Below are 20800 nucleotides of genomic sequence, written 5' to 3' on the forward strand. Positions count from 1 at the left end.
ATTTAATTTTAAAAAGCGTTTCTCCTCATTGAGAAGCGCTTTTTTATATTGAAGAAGAAATTTTCAAAATTAATTCCACGAAATATGAATGGTCTCTTCCTATTTATTAAGACGGATAAAGATAGGTCGTTTCTACCTTTACTGTAAAGAGTATCCCATGCAATCACTCCATATGTAAGCTATAATTGCATTATTGATTATGAATTTGTAGTTTTTCGAAGAAGGAGGATTAACTTGTCATTTGTTTATTTTATTTTCATCCCAATGATTGTTGCACTTGTGATTCCTTTTTTGTATAAAAAAGTTAGTGGAATTCACACTGGCTGGTTTGTCCTTGTTGTACCCGTTGTATTATTTGGACTTTACACGACCTTGTTACCAATGGTTCAAAAGGGGGAAGCACATAGTTCTTCATTTGATTGGATTCCTTCGCTAGACATTTCATTTATATCGTACATAGATGGATTGAGTTTATTATTCTCTCTTCTTATCACCGGAATCGGGTCACTTGTGGTTCTATATTCTATATTCTACTTAGATAAAACTCGTGAGCAATTACATAATTTTTACGTGTATTTATTGCTGTTCATGACAGCGATGCTCGGAGTTGTTCAATCTGATCATTTGATAAGTTTGTATTTCTTTTGGGAGTTAACTTCAATTTCCTCGTTTTTATTAATAGGTTATTGGTATAAGCGGGATCGTTCACGCTTCGGCGCGTTAAAATCGATGATGATAACTGTCTTTGGTGGACTTATGATGCTCGGTGGATTTGTACTACTTTCTATAATGGGTGACACTTATTCAATTAGAGAATTAATCGCACTAGCACCAGAGCTTGCTAATCATAAGTGGTTTGTTTGGTCACTTGTACTTGTGTTATTAGGAGCTTTCACAAAGTCTGCCCAGTTCCCATTCTACATTTGGCTTCCGGATGCGATGGAAGCGCCTACACCTGTGAGCGCGTACTTACATTCTGCGACTATGGTTAAAGCAGGATTGTATCTGGTGGCACGCTTCACTCCCCTTTATGCTAGTTCAGAATATTGGATTTGGTTAGTAACTGGAATCGGTTTACTTACTTTATTCTGGGGATCCTTCTTTGCCTTGAAACAAACCGACCTAAAAGGCATTTTAGCATTTTCAACCGTAAGTCAACTTGGATTAATTATGTCTTTACTTGGTGCTGGAGCAATTTCATTCCACACAGGTGTTGAGGATAATTCCATTTTCAAATACGCAGCATTTGCGGCCATTTTCCATTTAGTGAATCATGCAACGTTTAAAGGATGTTTGTTCATGATTGCCGGGATTATCGATCACGAAACAGGTACCCGTGATATTCGTAAACTAGGCGGCCTCATGAGTTTAATGCCGATTACTTTTACCATTGCTCTTATCGGGAGCTTTTCAATGGCAGGTCTCCCTCCTTTTAACGGATTCTTAAGTAAAGAGATGTTCTTAACTGGCATGCGGTCAATTTCTGAATTTGATCTTTTTGCATTTGATACTTGGGGCATTTTGTTCCCGATAATTGCATGGATAGCGAGTGTCTTTACGTTTGTTTATAGTTTCTACTTTGTTTTCCGGACATTTACAGGAAAACACAAACCAGAATTATTGCCAAAACAAGCGCATGAAGCACCCATTGGTATGCTCATTTCTCCTGCAATATTAGGTTCCCTTGTCGTAGCTATATTCTTCATTCCCAATATAATTGGAGATGCTTTGGTTAAACCTGCGGTCATGGCGATTCAACCTTTCCTTTATACTTCGACTAGTGATATCAAAATTCACGTTTCTGCGTGGCATGGTCTTACTCCTGAACTTTGGATGACCGTCGGGATTATTGTTCTTGGATACTTGTTATATCTCACTTTATCTAAGTGGCAACCTTTGTACAGTAAATTCCCTGAAGGCTTTTCACTGAATCGCCTTTACGACTGCTTGATGTTTTTAAGTGAAGTTGGGACAAACCGTTTATCTAGACTTTATATGAGCGGTTATATGCGTTCGTATTTAGTGTATATGTTTACAGGGATTATTCTCTTAACTATCAGTACAGTTTTTATCCAGAATGCTTTCGATATGAGCTTCGCCATGATTTCACCGATACGATTTTATGAACTGATTATTGCACTTGTGTTAGTTGCTGGAACGGTGACCATTTTGCTTGCTAAGTCTCGATTAACTTCGATTATTGCATTAGGGGCAGTTGGTTACACGGTCGCTTTATTCTTTGTTATCTTCAATGCACCTGATTTAGCATTAACACAACTAGTTATTGAAACCGTATCTGTCGCTCTGTTCTTACTGGCTTTTTATCACTTACCAAAACTTAATCGTCATGAAAACCGTATGAAATTCCGTTTGGGCAATGCATTAGTCGCGTTTGGAGTAGGTGTAACAGTTACAATCGTTGCTCTCTCTGCCCATTCACAAAAACTGGTTCCTTCTATTTCATCTTATTATGAGGAAACAGTCTATACCGAAGCTGGTGGAGGAAATATCGTTAACGTTATTTTAGTGGATTATCGTGGTTTTGATACTTTGTTTGAAATTGCGGTACTTGCAATTGCCTCTTTAGGAATTATCGGTATGATTAAGCTTCGATTAACTACAAAGAAAGAGGTGAATCGAAATGAAAACTAATGATGTGATCTTACAGACAACAACGAAGCTCATATTTTTCATTATTATTCTCTTTTCGATTCATATTTTCTTTGCTGGCCACTATGCGCCAGGTGGTGGATTCGTTGGAGGTTTGTTGACTGCGAGTGGGATCGTCCTATTACTGCTTGCTTATGATATCAAAACCGTTTCAACTGCATTGCCGATAAATTACACGGTTATGACAGCAATAGGTTTGTTAGTAGCTTTAGCTACTGCTGCTGGCTCTATTATCTTTAATGTTCCTTTTTTCACACATGCATTTGATTATTTTGATCTTCCTTTATTAGGCAAACAGTCTCTACATACTGCTATGTTATTTGATACAGGAGTGTACTTAGTTGTCGTAGGTGTAACGATGACCATTATTCAATCGATTGGAGCTGATGATTAATGGAAATTGTCATGTGTTTTGTCATTGGCTTTCTTTTTATGGCCGCGGTTTATTTAATGCTTTCAAAAAGCTTACTTCGAATTATTATCGGCACTGGGTTACTTAGTCACGGTGCGCATTTACTCATATTAACAATGGGTGGATTAGATGGTTCCTCACCTCCTGTTGTGTCACCCGGCGTAACAGATTACGCTGATCCGTTACCACAGGCACTAATCTTAACGGCAATTGTTATTAGCTTTGGTGTTACAGCATTTTTCCTAGTACTCGCTTATCGCTCTTATCAAGAGCTAGGTACAGATAATATGAATTTAATGAGAGGAACTGAAGATGATGACTAATTTGCTTTTGTTCCCCATCATAATACCCTTTTTCTTTGCCATGATTTTGATGTTATTTCCAAAGAAAATTTATGCACAAAGAGTAGGTGCTTTATTAGCACTTGGCTCAACTTTAATCGCATCAGTTACATTATTATATAAAGTCAAAACGGATGGTATTCAAGCCATTACACTCGGTAGCTGGCCTGCGCCCTTTGGTATATCAATGGTATCTGATATGCTTTCCATTTTACTTGTTCTTTCTTCCACAGTAATTGCCATCTTTGTTGTATGGTACAGTTTTTCATCTATTGGAAAAGCTCGTGAATCTTTCTTTTACTATCCAGGTATTTTGTTTATGTTAACAGGCGTGAATGGTGCCTTTACAACTGGTGATATATTTAACATGTTCGTTTTCTTTGAAGTATTGTTGATGTCTTCTTACTTATTAATTGTTCTCGGTGGCGAGAAAGTACAATTACGGGAATCGATCAAATATATTCTTGTAAATGTTATCTCATCAGCCTTATTTGTTATAACTGTTGCCTATTTGTATTCAGTTGTTGGAACACTAAATATGGCGGATATTTCAGTGAAAATTGCTCAAATTAATCAACCTGGAATCATTACCGTTATTGCAGTATTGTTTTTACTGGTATTTGGTTTAAAGGGAGCCATCTTCCCTCTATTCTTCTGGTTACCAAGTTCCTATGCCGCTCCACCAATTCCTGTATTGGCCTTATTCGGTGCGTTACTTACTAAAGTTGGCGTTTACGCCATCATGCGTACATATACATTATTTTTCACTCTCGATCAAAGTTTCACACACGAATTGTTGATGATTCTTTCTATCCTGACCATTGTTGCAGGTTGTATAGGTGCGTTAGCATACTTCGATGTAAAGAAAATCATCATTTACAATATCATCATCGCTGTTGGTGTGATTCTATTTGGTGCTTCTCAAATGAATGAAGCGTCACTAATGGGATCTGTGTTTTATTTAATCCATGATATTTTGATTAAAGGTGCATTATTCTTGTTAATTGGCGTGATTATTGCAATTACAGGTACATCTGATTTACGAAAAATGGGTGGATTGATAAGATCTTATCCTATGCTTGGATGGACCTATTTAATAGCTGCTTTTGGTTTAGCGGGTATACCTCCATTAAGCGGATTCGTTGGAAAGTTACTTATCGTTCAAGGTGGCTTTGAAGCCGAGAATTTATGGGGATCTATATTTATATTAGCTTCAAGTTTAGTTGTATTACTTTCAGTCATGCGGATCTTCATCTATGCTTTTTGGGGTGAGCCTGTTGAAATCACTCTGTTAACGAAGAAACATTATCGTGGCTTATTTACTCCAGCACTAGTTTTAGTTGGAATAAGTGTACTGTATGGTGTTGGTTCCGAGTGGCTTGTCCCTTATATGAATGATGCGGCAAATGTAATGATAAATCCTTCACAATATATACAAGCTGTTTTAGGAGGTTCATAAAATGTCCTTTCAAATTATGCTAAACTTCTTTATTGCTTTTTTATGGATGTTTTTGACTGTTTCCTTTAACGCTTCTACATTTGTTGTAGGGTTTTTATTAGGCGCTATGATGTTGTGGATAACCAAAGGGTTTTTTCCAGGACGTTTCTATATGAATCGTGTATGGGCAGTCATTAAATTAATTCTGTTGTTTTTCAAAGAGTTAATCCTGGCTAATATTCAAGTGTTACTTTTAATTGTTCAACCAAAAATGCCGATAAAACCAGCCATTTTTGCTCTACCTACTGTCCTTGAAAAGGATTGGGAAATCACCTTGTTATCGAATCTCATCACGTTGACGCCTGGTACACTCGTAATTGATGTATCGGAAGATTCAAAAACGTTATACATTCACGCGATAGATTATGGTGACGCTGACGACGCTATTAATTCAATTAAGAATACATTTGAAAAAGCCATTCAGGAGGTGAGCCGCTAATGATGTTATTTTATTGGGTCATGGTAATTTTGATAAGCCTTTCCATGGTGGCATTTATCTACAGGTTAATTATTGGCCCTTCTGTACCTGACCGGGTTGTTGCGCTTGATTCATTAGGCGTGGCACTCATAGCTATGATTGGTTTAATCTCCATTTTAGCCGACACAAGCTTTTTCTTAGATATTATTTTGCTACTCGCGATACTTGCGTTTATTGGCACTGTAGCGTTCTCTAAGTTTTTAGAGAAAGGGGAGATAATCCAACGTGACAATGATCTTAGCTAATATTCTCATTGGTGTAACTGTCAGTTTAGGTGTTATTTTCATACTAGTGACGGCAATCGGATTAATTCGGTTACCAGATATTTATTGTCGTACACATGCTGCATCTAAAAGTGCCACTCTCGGTGTCATGTTTATCTTACTTGGAGTGTTTCTTCATTTTTGGTTAATCGAAGGGATTGTTAATACACGCATTATTCTAGGGATTGTATTTTTATTTATTACAGGACCTGTTGGAGGCCACGTTATTGGGCGGTCAGCATATTTATCAGGAGTGAAGATGTGGGATCAGTCGGTTAAAGACGAACTCGCACCGGTGATAGCAGAAAGAAAAAAATTAGATGAACAAAAATAAAACACTTTTGCTTTTCTCATTTAGGTGAAAAGCAAAAGTGTTTTTTAAATTTCGAAGCCTCAGTATGGATAACCTCCGTAATACGGATACTGACAATAAGGATATGGATACGGACAATAAGAATATGGATACGGTTGATAACCGCCATAACCGCCATAACCGCCATAACCGCCATAACCGCCATAACCTCCAGATAAAGTTGAACCGAGTAAACTACCCGCTAAACCACCTAAAAAAGGACCTCCAAAAAAGCCGAGCCCTCCAAATCCTCTTCCAAATCCTCTTCCAAAGCCTCCTCCAAAACCTCTTCCATGAAATCGATTGACCATTGTCTCTCCTCCTCTCTTCCATAACGTATGAAAAAAAGGAGGTATGACATATGCACAAAGCCTACTCGGTTTGTCTATTTCCGAATCCCAGATCGCCCCTCCGATTCAATTGTTCCACCAAGGGAGACGGTCTACATCAACCTGCTACAATTTACGGGAGTGGAGTGAGCTTCTTCACTTTTCAGTTTCTTCTAAGCTCATTCTTTCAATAAGTGTTGCCAGAGAACGGACCATCGCACCAGTCCCACCTTTTGGACCCAAATCATGAGCAGCGCTTGCATCAGAAGTACCAGCAATATCTAAATGAATCCAAGGAGTATTGTCAACAAATTCACCTACAAAACCACCACCGAAAATCATATGACCGTCGCGACCTGGTGAGTTATTTAAGTCGGCCACATCACTCTTACGAATTCGCTTTTTATCACTTTCTGTTAACGGTAAACGCCAAACAAACTCGCCAGTTTCTACAGAAGCCTCTAAGAAAGTTTCAAAGAATGTTTCATTGTTTGTAAGAGCTCCAGTTTTATCCTTACCAAGTGCTACAATAACACCACCTGTTAATGTAGCTACATCGACAATGTAGTTCGCGCCTTGTTGTTTTGCGTAAGTTACAGCATCAGCTAAGACGAGTCGTCCTTCTGCATCTGTATTCAGAATTTCAATCGTTTTGCCGCTTAACGAAGTAATAACATCATCTGGTTTAAATGCATTTCCTGAAATCATATTATCAGTTGATGCAATAACCGCCATAACATTTTTGTTTGGTTGAGTTTCACCAACAATGCGCATTGCACCCAATACTGCAGCCGCACCACCCATATCACCCTTCATACCCACTAAACCGTCCTTAGGCTTGATTGAGTAGCCTCCAGTGTCATAAGTGACACCTTTTCCTACTAAGCCAACTACATCGGTCCAATCATCGTTAGCGCGATATTTCATGACGATCAGTCTTGGTTCTTCTGTCGATCCTTGATTAACTGCTAAAATCGCGCCCATTCCTAGCTCTTCCATTTGGGATTTTCCTAATTCCTCATATTCAAAATCATACTTCTCAGCTAGTTCCTTTGCGTACTCTGCCATTTTTGTAGCTGTTAAAACGTTAGATGGCATATTAACTAAAGTACGTGCTTCATTCACAGATTCTCCGTACACTTGTCCTACTTCGAAGTATGCTTGAATTTCTTGATTATCAGAATTAGTTAGCAATTCGACGGTATCAAGATACGTGTCAGTAGCGTTTGAAGATGTTTTATAATTGGGTACTTGGTACAATCCCATGCTGATTCCTTCAGCGGCAAGATACGATGCATCATCAATTTCAATATCTTCATTCGTAAACGAATCTAACCAAATTGTAACATTGGTCGTTTTTGAAGCCACGAGTTCTTTTCCAACCGTTCCAAAAATACCACGTAGGTCGTCTTGATTTAACGTCTTTCGATCACCAAGCCCAACAAAGAAAACGCGTTTCAGTTTACCTTCTTGAAGTGTCGGTAATTTTGTCAGTATCTTGCGATTAGTTGACACATCCCCAGCTTTCAACCACTTTTCAAGTGAAGTACCGTAAAATGATACAAACTCTGACCAATTTGTTGTGTTTTCAGGATGTTTATACGTCCCAACGATTAAAACTTCTGCTTGAATTTCGTTAAAATTTACTCCTGCAACTGCTATTTTCACAAAAACCCCTCCATCTATATACATTCGTATTCTATTATATACGAAATTCTTACGCTTTTCGAATTATCCAAATTCAACTGTTACAACGATTTTAAAGAGGATAGCTGTGGTATACTAAATATAATCGTAGAAAGCTTGGATATACATTCATTTTTGATTTTCGAACATGAAAGGGTGGACAGCTTATGGACATTTTAACTAATATTCCACTCCTTGCTGCATTATTTGGCATTTTATTTGCACAATTCGTCAAAATACCCATAACTTATCTGGTAACGAAGAAAATTGATTGGAAACTCTTCACTTCTACAGGTGGTATGCCGAGTTCTCACTCAGCCGCGGTTACGGCTCTTACAACAGCCATTGCGTTTGAAACGGGACTTGGTTCCCCATTATTCGCTGTATCTGCAATCTTTTCAATTATTGTCATGTTCGATGCATCTGGCGTTCGATTCCAAGCAGGCCAACAGGCAATAATGATTAACCAAATGCGTGTTGATTTTCAATTATTCGTGAATCAATCAAAAGATTGGGCAAATAAAAAAAATGAAGAAAAAATCGAAGAACTTAAAACACTTCTTGGGCATAAACCAAGTGAAGTCTTTATGGGAGCTTTAACAGGAATTTTCATTTCGATTATCATTTATGTATTTTTCATCTAAAAAGCAGTGAAGCTCATTTCTGAGCTCCACTGCTTTTTTAGGCTAACAGATCCTTTATTTTCAAAACATCTTATTAAAATTCAATTTAAGAAATATCACCACAACTGCATACCGATACCTTGATTCCATTCACAGTGTCTGACAGGTTTCCAGTTCGCTTCTGACGCTTTACCTGCTGCACAATAATCTAGTGAACAAAGAGGAGGGGCTTGTGACTGCGTCACTCGCCCACCTCTCTTTTGGTAGATTACCCTGCGGCGGGCGTGCATCCTTCGCTCCCATGCAACCTGGAAGCACACAGTGATTTTGGTTTGGTTTACTACAGAATAGAAGGCTTCTTTAAGTAGATGTTCGGCCGAAGATGATATTTCGGCCTCTTCCTGCTTTTTTATTTCTAAGACTACTTTTATAGTTAGAAGTGACACTTTCTTAAAGGAAAAATAAACGTGGGCAAAAAGGTTTTCAGTCCGCTTTGGACACACCTTTTGCTGCATCTTGGTCTAGAGATTAAAGAAGTGGGCTTGTGACTGCGTCACTCGCCCATCTCTCTTTTTTTAGATCATCTTGCTGCGTATGTGCATCCTTCGCTCCCTTACAACCTGGACGTTAATAGTTAGGAGCGTTCGGTTTACTACAGAATAGAAGGTTTCTTTAAGTAGATGTTCTGCCGAAGATGCTATTTCGGCCTCTTCCTGCTTTTTTCATTTTGGGTAAGTTTAAGAATGCTGTTTATATTAAGAACAAACGAAAGAGGACATTTGCGCCTAGCATGCCGCAAGAGCGTGAAGAATGAGCCAACAAGTATGTGCTTTTCATACTTGTTGGCTCATTCGGAACGTGCGGCTAGCGCAAATGTACGATAGACGACAGAATAGTTTTAACTTAGCATTTTATAAAAAAAATGAATCGGCTCTAAACACAATTTAATTGAGCCTATTGAAAAGCTATCTTAAAAAATTAATATTAAAAACAAACGAAAGAGTTCAGTTGCGCCTAGCATGGCGCAAGAGCGTGAAGAATGAGACCCACAAGTATGTGCTTTTCATACTTGTTGGCTCATGCGGAACGTGCGGCTAGCGCAAATGTACGATAGACGACAACATAATTTAACAGAGACAATAAAAAAGATTATTAATAATGCTGTCGATATTTAATAAAAAAAAAGAGCACATTTGCGGCAAGCGCAAATGTGCAGTAAAAAAACATTTTAGTTTTACGGAACCTTATATTAAAACATTTGATAGCCATTTTTACGCAACATTTTAATAACTATCCCCGCAATGATTGCACCAACTAAACCACTTGATAATACTAAAACATCTGCAAAATGAAGTGCCATTAATTTTGCTCCAAGTGACTGAAATGCCATCACTGGCGATGTAAAATAATCAAAGAAATCTACTTCGTCAATAATTAAAATTACCACTATAGGATAGACAATAGCCATTAACCAAGTCATGCGAAGTAGCATGTTCAGCAAAAAGCCGATCCCAAAAAACATTACTAAAAATATTAATACTGATAACATCACTGTTACAAGTGTAAAATTCCCGTCCATTGAATTCTTCCCTCCATGCTTCCTTTCAACAGTTTACATGATTGGTAACTTCCTTTCAATGTAGATGTGCGTTGTTCAATTATATGTAACAATTACGAATTGATTAAACCTTTCTCTAGCTAAACTATATTCAGGGACTTTCATTTTTCTATCTCAACCTATATGGTTTATTCATCAATCATAATACATAAAAAAAAAGCCTCCTCGGCTACTTACCCGAAGAGAAGATTTCTCATACTACACTTTTCTTTCTTCCTGACCCTGAACAACAAGTGCATGTTTCTGATCCACCTAGACGCAATTGGAAATATCCATTTCCTTTACAATATGGACATTCATTCGTTTTTACATCTTTATTATTAGTTGTCATGTGACCGCCCCTTTTTATTCTTAATATTCAGATAATATAACATACGCAAAATTTTCTGTAAACTAATAAAAGCCTTAATGTAAACGAATACATTAGGCTTTTACTCGAATTATCTTGATCTTTCTCTTGAATTCGCTATCTTTCAGAAAAACAATTTATAGCTTGTATAGCCAAAGATATCCCCTGGATTGATACCTTCAATTACTTGGAGACCTGAGCCTAATGTTTTTTGGGCCATTTCAAGAATCATGACAGAAATGTTCGGATCTTGACTTAAAGCGACAGGATCCATCCAACATACTTCATATACTTCTTTTAATTGTGGGACAAGTAATTGCTCCTGATGAGTCATGCGACAAATAAAAATTACCATATTGTCACTAACCTCAGCCTTTATCACACCTGTTCGAAAACCAATTAGACCTTGAACGAGTGTTTCGATTCCTGTTTCTTCCTGTACTTCACGGACGACTGCTTGATCTACCGTTTCTCCTGGCTCAACAAAACCAGCTGGAAATGACCATTTCCCATCAAGTCCCCCATAGCGTTTTTTTACGACTAGCCACTCACCAAGATGATTAATTACTAGACCAGCTACGCCTAACCACACGTTACTTCTCTTTTCTTTTGCCATTTAGCTTATCATCCTTTTTTCCTAAAGCACTATTTTACTTAAGATTAAGTATGGTCAATTAATATAGGTTTTCATAGTAGAACCAAAAAACTCCCATCTGAAGAATCCAGATGGGAGAATAAAATTTTCTATTAAAGAACGTTGAATTTACCTTTTTTCACAACTAGTGAAGGACCGCCAATCATGAAAAGAGAACGGTTATCAATTACTTTTTTCATAAATGATGCTTTTGCGCCTGTAATTTTTTTACCGAAAACTACACCGATTGCATCATGTTCACCAAGTGAACATACGCTACCTTTTAAATCAGGTACGAATTCTTCAGTTTCTTCACCTTTGATTAAAGAAATTAAGTTTTTCGCTACTGTTACACCTTGTTGCATAGCAATTTGTGCAGTTGGTGGGTAAGGACGATTTACTTCTTCATTAATCATCAATGCACAGTCACCAACGATAAATACATCATTGTGACCTGGAGCACGCATATCTTTTTCAACTTTAACACGAGCACGCATATTTTCAATGCCTGTTTGTTCGATTAAACGGTTTCCGCGAACTCCTGCAGCCCAAACAACTGTTCCAGCTTTGATAAATTCAAACACGTCTTCACCTTTTTTGATTTTAACGCCTTCAGGAGTCGCTTCTACTACTGGAGTACCAATTGAGAATTCGATTCCTTTTGCTTGTAGATGACCCACTGCGTATTCAACCAATTCTGGATCGAATCCTGGCAATACCATTGGAGCAGCTTCAACACATAGTACACGTACTTTTTCTTGAGGTACATCAAATTCTTTGCAAAGTTCAGGAACTCGGTTACCTAATTCACCTAAGAATTCAATACCTGTGAAACCAGCCCCACCAACAACGATTGTTAAACGGCTATCGTCCTTCACATCTTCCATTGACCATGTAGCGAATTGATATTCGATATGTTCACGGATTTGACGAGCTGCTTTAACATTTGCAATTGATAAAGCGTATTTGTCTAGACCAGGAATACCAAAAGTTTCGCCTTCGAATCCAAGACCGATAACTAAGTAATCATAAGAAAATACACCGTTATTAGTTGAAACTTGTTTACCAGCGATGTCGATGCCTTCAACAGATGCTTTCACAAATTTTACTTTATCAGCTTTAATTACATCTGCGATATCATAGCGTACTTGATCTGGACGTAGTGTACCCGCTGAAGCTTCATGTAACCAAGTTGATTCATAGTGATAATCATTTTGGTTAATTAAAGTAATGTCTGCAACGTCTATTCCGATGTTTTTTTGTAAGTTGACTACTGTTGCTAAACCGCCATATCCGGCGCCTAATACTAATATTGTCGGTCTTTTCACGAAGATCGAAACCACCTTTGTTTGATTTATATGCTTTTCTTTAGTCAAAGAAAAAAGAAGTATCTCTACTTCACAAAAACTAAAGCGAATTTGTCTATATTTCGACAAACGTACTATACTCTATAATAGACCTTTTAATTGTTGATTTCAATACATACTTGTCAAGTGCAAAAGGTTTGAATTTACAGAAAAAAAGACCGAATATGAATCGGCCTTAACAATTTTCTGGAGTTCCTTTTTTTGTTGCCGTTGTAAATGAAGATCCACAACCACAAGATGCTATAGCATTGGGGTTCTCAATCGTAAAACCGCCACCCATCAAGGATTGTTTATAGTCGATAACAGTACCGTTGATAATAGCTTTATCTTCATTTGAAACTAGAATTGTTAATCCATGTTGTTCTAAAATTGTATCGGACTCATTTTTCTCACGTTCAAATCCCATACCATACGATAAACCACTACATCCTCCACCGTGAACAGCTACTCTTAAAAATGCACCTTGTTCATCGTTATGGATCATCATTTCTTTTACTTGGTAAGCTGCAGCTTCTGATAATTCGACAATTTGCGTCATCCGTTACACCTTCCTTCTATCTTCTATGATAACAATTAAAAGATGTTACATACAAGAACAACACCTTTAAATCGTCATTCTTTTCTATATTTTATTCGGTATAATTAAAAGTAATACATCTAAAAGAAAAGGAGCCCTATATAGGCTCCGTTTTCAAAAATTAGAAATAACAACTCCAGCTACGCTAAAGTTTTCAAATTAAAATACTTGTTCTACTTCTACGACACCAGGGACTTCTTCCAAGAGTGCACGTTCAATACCTGCTTTTAGTGTAATAGTAGAACTTGGGCAACTTCCGCATGCGCCAAGAAGACGAAGTTTGACGATTCCATCTTCGATATCAACAAGCTCACAGTCTCCACCGTCTCTTAGTAAGAATGGGCGTAATTTATCTAGTACTTCTTGTACTTGCTCGTTCATTGTATCAGTCATTTGTTTCGACTCCTTTCCTTATAATTATTATAATGTGAAGAGAGAAAAAAATCCATCAGTTAATACTAAAGGAGAAAAATAACCATGGAAAAAAAGACACTTTCAATTGAAATTTTCGGGGCTGAAATTGCGTGCGCTAGTTGTGTTAATGCACCTACCTCTAAGGATACCTATGAATGGTTGCAAGCAGCTATTGATCGCAAATACCCAAATCAATTGTATAAAATAACTTATATTGATATTCAGAAGCCAATTGATAATGAACGCCAACAAGACATTGCCAATCGAGTATTAGATGACGAATTCTTTTACCCACTTGTCTTGATTGAAGGAGAAGTGGTTGGAGAAGGAAACATTCAACTTAACCCAGTTTTTGCAGAACTTGAGAAAAATGGTTTTACGAGTAGCCCTTCATAAGAAAAGCGAAGCTCGACTTTAGAAATGAGCTACAAGCCACCTAAAACAGAGACTGGTTTTTCACAGGAGGAATGATGTCTTTGTCCAAGCGAATGGGTAGAAACGTTACGCGAGTGGTCGGAAACCCAGGTTGAATGATCGAAAACCCCAAGTGAATGGTCGGATATCCTAAGTCTCCAACTTCGAAGGTGTCGCTCGAAAAACTTTTACATGCAGAAAAAGAAGACCTAGAAGTTATGGTTCGCTTCTAGGTCTTCTTCTATTCATCAACCGTTATGCCACTTGTACATCCACAATACACCAGACTTCATTAACCTAGCGATACGACCTGTAACTGTGCGGTCTGCTAAGTATGCAAATCCTTGCTTTTTCCCTAAAGAACCTAAGAATCCTTTTAGCTTGATTTCCGGCATTTGTTCAGGAAGTTCTTTGCCTCTCCAACGTGCTTGTAGCACTTGAACAATTTGTTCTGCTTGTTCTTCAGCTACTTGTGCACTTGGTGAATAAGGCAATGCTGCACAATCACCCACAACATAGACATGTTCATCTTCGGGTAAGTTATGGTATTGAGATAATACGACACGACCTATTGAATCTGTCTCAGAACCAATATTTCGAACAGGTGCGACTGGTTGAATGCCAGCTGTCCATACTACTGCATCTACAGCAATTGTCTCTTCATGGTTGTGTAATATTTTTGGTTCTACTTTTGTAATATTTGAATTGCTTACAACTTCTACGTTGTGTTTATCAAACCACTTCTTCACGAAATTACTTAAGCGTTCAGGAAAATCACGTAATATACGAGGACTGCGGTCAAACAATTTGATACCTAAATCAGGACGTGATTCGCGTAATTCACTCGCAAGTTCAATTCCACTTAACCCCGCTCCAACTATTCCTACAACTGAACCTGATGGCAATCCACACAATTTATTAAAGGTTTCACGAGAACGCCCAATTGTCTGTATGCTATACGTGAATTCAGAGGCACCGGGAACATCGTGGTACTTATCTTCACAACCTAATCCGATTACAACATCATCATAGGGGATTGTAGTTTCATCGGAAAGCACTACCACTTTCTCTTCGCGGTTAATTTCAATAACTTCTCCAAAAACCATTTTTAATTGTTCATGTTCTGGATACGAAACACGAACTTCTTGATCAGGCACCGTACCGGCTGCTAATGCATAAAACTCTGTTTTCAAACTATGAAATGGTGTGCGATCGACTAAAGTAATTTGTATATCTTCTGGTAAATTATTTGGCAATAAACGAAGCAACACTCGCATGTTACCGTATCCGCCACCTAGCAATACTAAATTTTTCATAAAAATCTCCCTTGAGCATTTTATATACAGTCTTTCTCTACGTAGTTAGTATAAATCATTGTGAGATGTTTCACAATAAGTCACACGCATTGACGAATATTAAAAAAAAGAGTAGCATATCGATGTAGCGAGGTGAAGAACGTGAATCCTATGGTAGAATTTTGTGTCAGTAATTTGGCAAATGGATCACAAAAAACATTTGAAGTACTAGAACGCGATCCTAACTTAGACGTTCTGGAGTATGGTTGTTTGAGTTATTGTACCAAATGTGCAGAAGCTTTTTTTGCAGTTGTAAATGGTGATGTTGTACAAGCAGATTCTCCAGATGAACTGACGAAGAAGATTTATGAGTATATAGATGAAAATCCACTTTTTTAAAAGTAAGGAGTTGCTTTCGTGCAACTCCTTTTTTTATATACATTCGAGTAAATTCTCAAGTGTCATAGTGGGTAGAGAGAATTTTGTTAAGACTTCTTCTGTTGATGTTACGCCTGTGTTTACATGAATGGTATCAATTCCAAAACCAATCCCCGCTAAAATATCGGTATCGTAATTGTCCCCAATCATCACCATATCTTCTTTTGCAAACTGATGTTCATGTTGAATAATCTCAAGCATCAATCCTTGTGGTTTTCCAATAAATATAGGATCAACGCCAGTAGAGGTTTGTACTAATGCTGTGAATGCTCCATTGCCAGGCATGAATCCTCTTTCATTTGGAAATGCTCTATCACTATTCGTCGAAATAAACACTGCGCCTTTTCGAATATCCAAACACGCTTGTGCAAGTTTTTCGAAGTTAATATTTCGATCAATCCCCATTACAAATACATCTTGTGAAGATTCAACAATTTTTACACCGTTTTCTTGAAGAGCTTCACGAAGTCCCTTTTCCCCTATCATTGAAACTGAAACATTTGGATAATTCATTCCAATGTATTTAGCAGCTGCCATCGCTGATGTCATGATGTGACTTCGCTTTGCATTTATTCCTAAAGCGTTTAGTTTTGACTGCACTTGATCAGGAGTCTGAGAAGCATTGTTCGTCACAAAAAAGGGCTCAATACCCTGTTGTTGCAAGTGATGCACAAATTGAACAGTTTCTAAGATAGGTTCTTTTCCCCGATATACTGTGCCATCTAAATCTATACAATACGCTTTGTATGTTTTCATCTTTGCTCCAAAGGTGAAAATGCGGATACTGGTCCTAGTTCATGTGTTAAGTAGATTTCAATATGTCCAGGGAATATTTTTAATACCTCTAAATGATTTTGTAGAACAGAAGCGATTTGTTGATGATCTACACTCAGGAAATCTCTAACAAGCATTTTTCGTAGAGCGATCACCTCTTTTAATGGTGCATCCATGTCAGCAGTTATAACTTTTTCATCAGTTAAAATATCGATAATATCATCATAGCTACCTGGATCGCGCATAATAAAGCCATCTATCATTGAATTTCCAACATCAATGATGGATTCAATAATATTTTGTGCTATGCGTTCAAGTGCAAGTTTATCTAGTTCGCTTGAAGTTAAGTTTGGTGATTTTTCAATTAATAGCACAATGGATTTCATATAAGTTAATGCTAAACTTATTTTGTTACGATCTACAAAATACATACGTATCCCTCGCTTTATGGGTTTTATATTACTTTTCATTATTCTTCTATACTAACATAATTGATTGAAATTGAATGATTTCTGAACAAAGCAAAAACCTCGATTAAGATGACTGAACATCTAAATCGAGGTTGTCTTGTTCTTGAATTTCTACAGTTTCAATCGGTATTTCAACAGGTTTTGCTGGACCAATTTTTTTAAGAATAAAATAGGCACAACCAAAATTACAGTATTCATATAGATAATCTTGTAATGTACTTACCTTTGTATCGTATGTTGCTTTTTGATTTTTATCATCAAAAAAACCTTTTAAACGAAGTTGTCCATAACCCCAGTCACCTAGAATATAATCGTACTTATTCAAGATTTCACTATAACGTTCTTGAACCACTTCTTCTTGTAACGCTTCCCGGTGATCTGTAAGTATCTCATAATCCCAGCGATCGATTGTAATCATTAATTATTCACTCTCCATCAACTAGTTGTAAGAGCTAATTGCTCGTCCCCAAGGCGCTGTTTTTCTTTTGCAGCAGCATTTACTTGCTCGTCCGCATGGTAACTACTACGTACTAATGGACCTGCTTCGCAATGGTTAAATCCTTTTGACATGGCAATTTTACGCAGTTCCCCAAACTCGAGTGGCGAATAATACTTTTGGACCGTTATATGCTTTTTCGAAGGTTGCAAGTATTGACCAATTGTCATTATATCCACATTGTTTGCACGTAAATCATCCATAACTTCTATAATTTCTTCTTTTGTTTCACCGAGTCCGACCATTAAGGAAGATTTTGTAGGAATGTCAGGTTGCATTTCTTTAGAACGACGTAAAAGTTCAAGAGACCGATCGTACTTGGCACGTGCTCGTACTCTTGGTGTTAAACGACGAACGGTTTCAATATTGTGATTTAAAATGTCTGGTTTTGCATCCATTAACATTTGAATATTTTCTTCGATTCCACCCATATCAGAAGGAAGCACTTCGATGGTTGTGAAGGGGTTTTTACGACGAATTGCACGAACAGTTTCAGCAAATACTGCTGCACCACCATCTTTTAAATCGTCACGTGCAACAGCTGTTACTACAACGTGTTTTAGATTCATTAATACGACAGAGTCAGCAACGCGTTCAGGTTCTCCTAAATCAAGTTCATTCGGTAATCCTGTTTTAACTGCACAAAAACGACATGCTCTAGTACAAATTGCACCAAGAATCATAAATGTTGCTGTACGTCGAGTTCCCCAACATTCATGAATATTTGGGCATTTCGCTTCTTCACAAACCGTATTCAGATTATTTTCACGCATTATTTTTTTTAGACCTTTGTAATTGTCGTTCGTATTTAACTTAATCTTTAACCAAGCAGGCTTGCGAATATGTGTTTGTTTCGTTGTCATGTACGTCCACCTCATCCTTTTCAGACTATGTATGGTATCTACTCACTGTTGACAATGTACCATATTCGACCACGTCTCACAACCTCCTCAGACATGATAAACAAAGAAAAGCGCCTCTGCGAAGAGACGCTTTTTATCTGATTTCAGTTGTAGCTATGCTCTACAGTTTTGATAATCGCACATATAATACTGCCTACTAAACGTCCAAAATTATAACAATACCAAAATCACCTTTCTGCAAGAGCTTATTCAGGTGGAGTTTGAGGTTGAAGCGGAACTTCTATTGAAGGTTGAGCTCCACCTCCACCTTTTGTATAAATTTGAGGTACTGGACCAGAGATTACACCTAAAGCGACAGGAATTTTCTGTTCAATTGTCGTAATTTTTGTAGCGAGTGGTACGATTACTTGTACATTAACTTTTAACACAATACTAACTTCTACCATTGCGTTATTAATGCCAAATTCACGGAAGTCATATATTATGTCCGACTTTACATTTCCAATAACATGGAAGCGAATTGGAATTTTTGGACCTAAATTTCCAAGAAGCGGGATATTCGTTGCTTGACCAAGAGGAACAAAAAATACTATACCTCCGTTATCTTCCATAGCAGTTGGATCATATTCGATATCATCTAAGTAAGGTAAATTGTCTAGATTACCTTCTTCGGCTTGCTCCAAATGTGTTTGCACTAGCGTTACCGTTTCAGATTGAACTCGGGTAATAATTTCGGTATTAAACTTGGTCGTCACCCTATTATCTTGTTCAGTTGGTATTTCCTCAATGATATCATTTACGTCCATGACATCTGCCGTCCGAGAGTTAATGGCTTTACTAACTACGAGCGAAGCTATTTTATTTGACTGAACCTCTGCGTATTGTAAATAAATTGGAGTTAAACGGACATTTACGAGATAAAACATTAAGCCAACTGAAATAACAACAACAACAAATAAAAGGGGTATGATGTTTTTACCTTTCCAATAAATGGTCTTTTTATTTACTTTACGTAGTCGCACAAAAATCCTCCTATGTCATATTACGACAAGGAGGATTCATTTATGACTAATACAATTGGTGTTTTTGACCATATTCGATGAGAACATTTCGAACGAATTCCGACATATAATAAGTTTTTCGTAAGTCTTTAAATGTTGGATAAAAATAACCAAAAGTGAACATATCAAGTGTCGCTAATCGAACTGTTTGTTTCGGATCTATAATCTTATTCTGAATAAATAATGACTGATCTACAACTGTAAATTGATGAGTTATCATTTTTCCCATCACAGCACCTCGAAAGCCTAATCCTTTTAGCTCTAAATTTGGCCAACTTTCATTTAAAGACAATAAATAAATATCTGTTAACTCTTGTCCAGTTAATTCAATTACACACGGATTAATTGGGTGCGGCAGCATTTTGTGAACATCAAAATGAGTAACGGACCCTGCAGGTAAATCTGATAAAAACAATCCAGCATTAAATAACGCACAATCAGCTTGGCAAAAGGTTGTTAAAGCTTCCCCAAAAAATGTAGATAAAGCAGATTCATTAAACCATTCTTTTGGAAGTAGCTGGGGTTGGTGAAAAGCAGTTTTCTTTAATTGATCAGTACCTATTGTAACTAGTCCATTCAAAAATTCTTCTTCCTGAGGACCTTTTTTTAATTCATTCGTATCATAAAGGAGTGCCTGTTTCTTCACAATCTTTTTATCATGTAAATCGAATTCAATGGTCACATGTCCAACATAATAGCCATACTTACCTGCAGCTGCTAAAAGAGAATTATTGACCTCTTTTCCTTCATGTAAAATATGATGTGTATGTGCCCCAAAGATGATATCAATATCCGGAAATTGCTCTGCCATATCCTCGTCTAAATGAATTCCTAAATGAGACATACATATGATTATATCTGTCTGCTTTTTTAAATCCACAATCTGTTTTTCTAAAGCTTTGAATGCTGGTGTCACTTGCCATCCCAATTGTTTATAAAACAATGTGAATTCAGCAGTAAGAGCTGTTACACCTATTCTTGTACCATGAATCGTTGTCAAAATAGTTGTCGGCAATAACCAACTAGGAATGTCCTCATTCGGCTCAATTAAATTCCCCACGACCACTTCAAATTGTGCTTGAAGGTAAAGTTCTGCCAGCTCTTTATGTGAAAGAGTGATTCCTTCGTTATTTCCAATCGTAACAACATCATACTTTGCTTTATTTAACAAGTCGATATTCCCTTTACCTAAAGTTCCTTCAGTGAAGATATGCGAACGATCTATATGGTCGCCAATATCTAAAGTGAAACTAGACTCGCCTTCTTCAACATGCCATTTTTTACGTGTTGTCACGAGTTCATGAATTCGTGGCCAATGCTGAAAATGGCTATGTAAATCATTGGTATGATAAAAATGAATTGTTTCAATCATTTGGCC

At 37.3% G+C, this 20800-nt stretch carries 26 protein-coding genes; 10 read left to right on the forward strand and 16 right to left on the reverse strand.

Translation table 11 applies throughout. The annotated features are described in order from the left end of the window. The first annotated feature begins 234 nt into the window (after window positions 1-234). Genes C8K15_RS03675 through mnhG form a run of 7 tightly spaced genes read left to right on the forward strand, consistent with a single transcriptional unit; the run spans window position 235 to window position 5996 of the window. The gene (locus tag C8K15_RS03675) at window positions 235-2652 is read left to right on the forward strand and encodes a Na+/H+ antiporter subunit A (RefSeq protein ID WP_108585087.1); all 2418 of its coding nucleotides are present in this window, start codon (window positions 235-237) and stop codon (window positions 2650-2652) included. Further along, window positions 2642-3064 carry a Na(+)/H(+) antiporter subunit B gene (locus tag C8K15_RS03680; protein ID WP_108585088.1) on the forward strand — a complete coding sequence of 141 codons (423 nt, stop codon included), beginning with the start codon at window positions 2642-2644 and terminating at the stop codon, window positions 3062-3064. The genes C8K15_RS03675 and C8K15_RS03680 overlap by 11 nt, the downstream gene beginning before the upstream one ends. Then, window positions 3064-3405 (forward strand): Na(+)/H(+) antiporter subunit C, encoded by a 342-nt coding sequence (locus C8K15_RS03685; RefSeq protein WP_108585089.1) that lies wholly within the window; start codon window positions 3064-3066, stop codon window positions 3403-3405. The genes C8K15_RS03680 and C8K15_RS03685 overlap by 1 nt, the downstream gene beginning before the upstream one ends. Beyond that, the gene (locus tag C8K15_RS03690; RefSeq protein WP_108585280.1) at window positions 3398-4882 is read left to right on the forward strand and encodes a Na+/H+ antiporter subunit D; all 1485 of its coding nucleotides are present in this window, start codon (window positions 3398-3400) and stop codon (window positions 4880-4882) included. The genes C8K15_RS03685 and C8K15_RS03690 overlap by 8 nt, the downstream gene beginning before the upstream one ends. A 1-nt stretch (window position 4883) precedes the next feature. Continuing rightward, window positions 4884-5360 (forward strand): Na+/H+ antiporter subunit E, encoded by a 477-nt coding sequence (locus C8K15_RS03695; protein WP_108585090.1) that lies wholly within the window; start codon window positions 4884-4886, stop codon window positions 5358-5360. After that, the gene (locus tag C8K15_RS03700; protein ID WP_108585091.1) at window positions 5360-5644 is read left to right on the forward strand and encodes a Na(+)/H(+) antiporter subunit F1; all 285 of its coding nucleotides are present in this window, start codon (window positions 5360-5362) and stop codon (window positions 5642-5644) included. Before C8K15_RS03695 ends, C8K15_RS03700 begins: the two co-directional genes overlap by 1 nt. After that, complete coding sequence (gene mnhG, locus C8K15_RS03705) at window positions 5631-5996, forward strand: monovalent cation/H(+) antiporter subunit G (protein ID WP_108585092.1); 366 nt, start codon at window positions 5631-5633, stop codon at window positions 5994-5996. The genes C8K15_RS03700 and mnhG overlap by 14 nt, the downstream gene beginning before the upstream one ends. A gap of 59 nt (window positions 5997-6055) precedes the next feature. Here the strand turns inward: mnhG and C8K15_RS03710 are convergent, their stop codons facing one another. Further along, the gene (locus C8K15_RS03710; RefSeq protein WP_108585093.1) at window positions 6056-6325 is read right to left on the reverse strand and encodes a hypothetical protein; all 270 of its coding nucleotides are present in this window, start codon (window positions 6323-6325) and stop codon (window positions 6056-6058) included. 174 nt (window positions 6326-6499) lie between these two features. After that, complete coding sequence (locus C8K15_RS03715) at window positions 6500-8011, reverse strand: leucyl aminopeptidase (RefSeq protein WP_233260372.1); 1512 nt, start codon at window positions 8009-8011, stop codon at window positions 6500-6502. A 185-nt stretch (window positions 8012-8196) separates the two neighbouring features. On the opposite strand from C8K15_RS03715, the gene C8K15_RS03720 reads away from it, so the two are divergent. Beyond that, on the forward strand, window positions 8197-8673 hold the full coding sequence (locus tag C8K15_RS03720; protein ID WP_108585095.1) for a divergent PAP2 family protein: 477 nt from the start codon (window positions 8197-8199) through the stop codon (window positions 8671-8673). Between the two features lie 95 nt (window positions 8674-8768). Here C8K15_RS03720 and C8K15_RS21130 read toward each other — a convergent pair whose 3' ends face one another. From C8K15_RS21130 to C8K15_RS03750, 7 genes are all read right to left on the reverse strand, one after another. After that, complete coding sequence (locus C8K15_RS21130; protein WP_255421024.1) at window positions 8769-8897, reverse strand: hypothetical protein; 129 nt, start codon at window positions 8895-8897, stop codon at window positions 8769-8771. Between the two features lie 1004 nt (window positions 8898-9901). After that, window positions 9902-10231, reverse strand: a complete 330-nt coding sequence (locus tag C8K15_RS03730; protein ID WP_108585097.1) for a YuiB family protein — start codon at window positions 10229-10231, stop codon at window positions 9902-9904. Between the two features lie 232 nt (window positions 10232-10463). Beyond that, complete coding sequence (locus C8K15_RS20185; protein ID WP_158268252.1) at window positions 10464-10601, reverse strand: YuiA family protein; 138 nt, start codon at window positions 10599-10601, stop codon at window positions 10464-10466. A 142-nt stretch (window positions 10602-10743) separates the two neighbouring features. Next, window positions 10744-11235, reverse strand: a complete 492-nt coding sequence (locus C8K15_RS03735; RefSeq protein WP_108585098.1) for an NUDIX domain-containing protein — start codon at window positions 11233-11235, stop codon at window positions 10744-10746. Between the two features lie 131 nt (window positions 11236-11366). Continuing rightward, the gene (locus tag C8K15_RS03740) at window positions 11367-12581 is read right to left on the reverse strand and encodes an NAD(P)/FAD-dependent oxidoreductase (RefSeq protein ID WP_108585099.1); all 1215 of its coding nucleotides are present in this window, start codon (window positions 12579-12581) and stop codon (window positions 11367-11369) included. A 214-nt stretch (window positions 12582-12795) separates the two neighbouring features. Continuing rightward, window positions 12796-13158 (reverse strand): HesB/IscA family protein, encoded by a 363-nt coding sequence (locus C8K15_RS03745; protein WP_108585100.1) that lies wholly within the window; start codon window positions 13156-13158, stop codon window positions 12796-12798. A 198-nt stretch (window positions 13159-13356) separates the two neighbouring features. Further along, window positions 13357-13590, reverse strand: coding sequence for a NifU family protein (locus C8K15_RS03750; protein WP_090567122.1), 234 nt, complete (start codon window positions 13588-13590; stop codon window positions 13357-13359). An 84-nt stretch (window positions 13591-13674) separates the two neighbouring features. Between C8K15_RS03750 and C8K15_RS03755 the strand changes: the two genes are divergently transcribed. Further along, window positions 13675-14007, forward strand: coding sequence for a YuzD family protein (locus C8K15_RS03755; protein WP_108585101.1), 333 nt, complete (start codon window positions 13675-13677; stop codon window positions 14005-14007). Window positions 14008-14273: 266 nt separating this feature from the next. Here C8K15_RS03755 and C8K15_RS03760 read toward each other — a convergent pair whose 3' ends face one another. Further along, complete coding sequence (locus tag C8K15_RS03760; protein ID WP_108585102.1) at window positions 14274-15341, reverse strand: NAD(P)/FAD-dependent oxidoreductase; 1068 nt, start codon at window positions 15339-15341, stop codon at window positions 14274-14276. A gap of 141 nt (window positions 15342-15482) precedes the next feature. Between C8K15_RS03760 and C8K15_RS03765 the strand changes: the two genes are divergently transcribed. Then, window positions 15483-15719, forward strand: coding sequence for a YuzB family protein (locus C8K15_RS03765; protein ID WP_108585103.1), 237 nt, complete (start codon window positions 15483-15485; stop codon window positions 15717-15719). A gap of 33 nt (window positions 15720-15752) precedes the next feature. On the opposite strand, the gene C8K15_RS03770 is transcribed toward C8K15_RS03765, so the two are convergent. The 6 genes from C8K15_RS03770 to C8K15_RS03795 form a co-directional block, all read right to left on the reverse strand. Continuing rightward, window positions 15753-16514: a TIGR01457 family HAD-type hydrolase gene (locus tag C8K15_RS03770; protein WP_108585104.1), complete on the reverse strand. Its 762-nt coding sequence runs from the start codon at window positions 16512-16514 to the stop codon at window positions 15753-15755. Next, window positions 16511-16963 carry a DUF86 domain-containing protein gene (locus tag C8K15_RS03775; protein ID WP_108585105.1) on the reverse strand — a complete coding sequence of 151 codons (453 nt, stop codon included), beginning with the start codon at window positions 16961-16963 and terminating at the stop codon, window positions 16511-16513. Before C8K15_RS03775 ends, C8K15_RS03770 begins: the two co-directional genes overlap by 4 nt. Before the next feature lie 103 nt (window positions 16964-17066). Next, the gene (locus tag C8K15_RS03780) at window positions 17067-17420 is read right to left on the reverse strand and encodes a YutD family protein (protein ID WP_108585106.1); all 354 of its coding nucleotides are present in this window, start codon (window positions 17418-17420) and stop codon (window positions 17067-17069) included. Window positions 17421-17437: 17 nt separating this feature from the next. Next, window positions 17438-18361: a lipoyl synthase gene (gene lipA / locus C8K15_RS03785; RefSeq protein WP_108585107.1), complete on the reverse strand. Its 924-nt coding sequence runs from the start codon at window positions 18359-18361 to the stop codon at window positions 17438-17440. 245 nt (window positions 18362-18606) lie between these two features. Further along, a complete protein-coding gene (gene yunB, locus C8K15_RS03790) occupies window positions 18607-19383 on the reverse strand; it encodes a sporulation protein YunB (RefSeq protein ID WP_108585108.1) in 777 nt (258 codons plus the stop codon). A gap of 46 nt (window positions 19384-19429) precedes the next feature. Then, window positions 19430-20794: a bifunctional metallophosphatase/5'-nucleotidase gene (locus C8K15_RS03795; protein WP_108585109.1), complete on the reverse strand. Its 1365-nt coding sequence runs from the start codon at window positions 20792-20794 to the stop codon at window positions 19430-19432. Window positions 20795-20800 lie beyond the last annotated feature (6 nt).

It is taken from the genome of Paenisporosarcina sp. OV554, from assembly GCF_003058165.1.
GTDB lineage: Bacteria > Bacillota > Bacilli > Bacillales_A > Planococcaceae > Paenisporosarcina.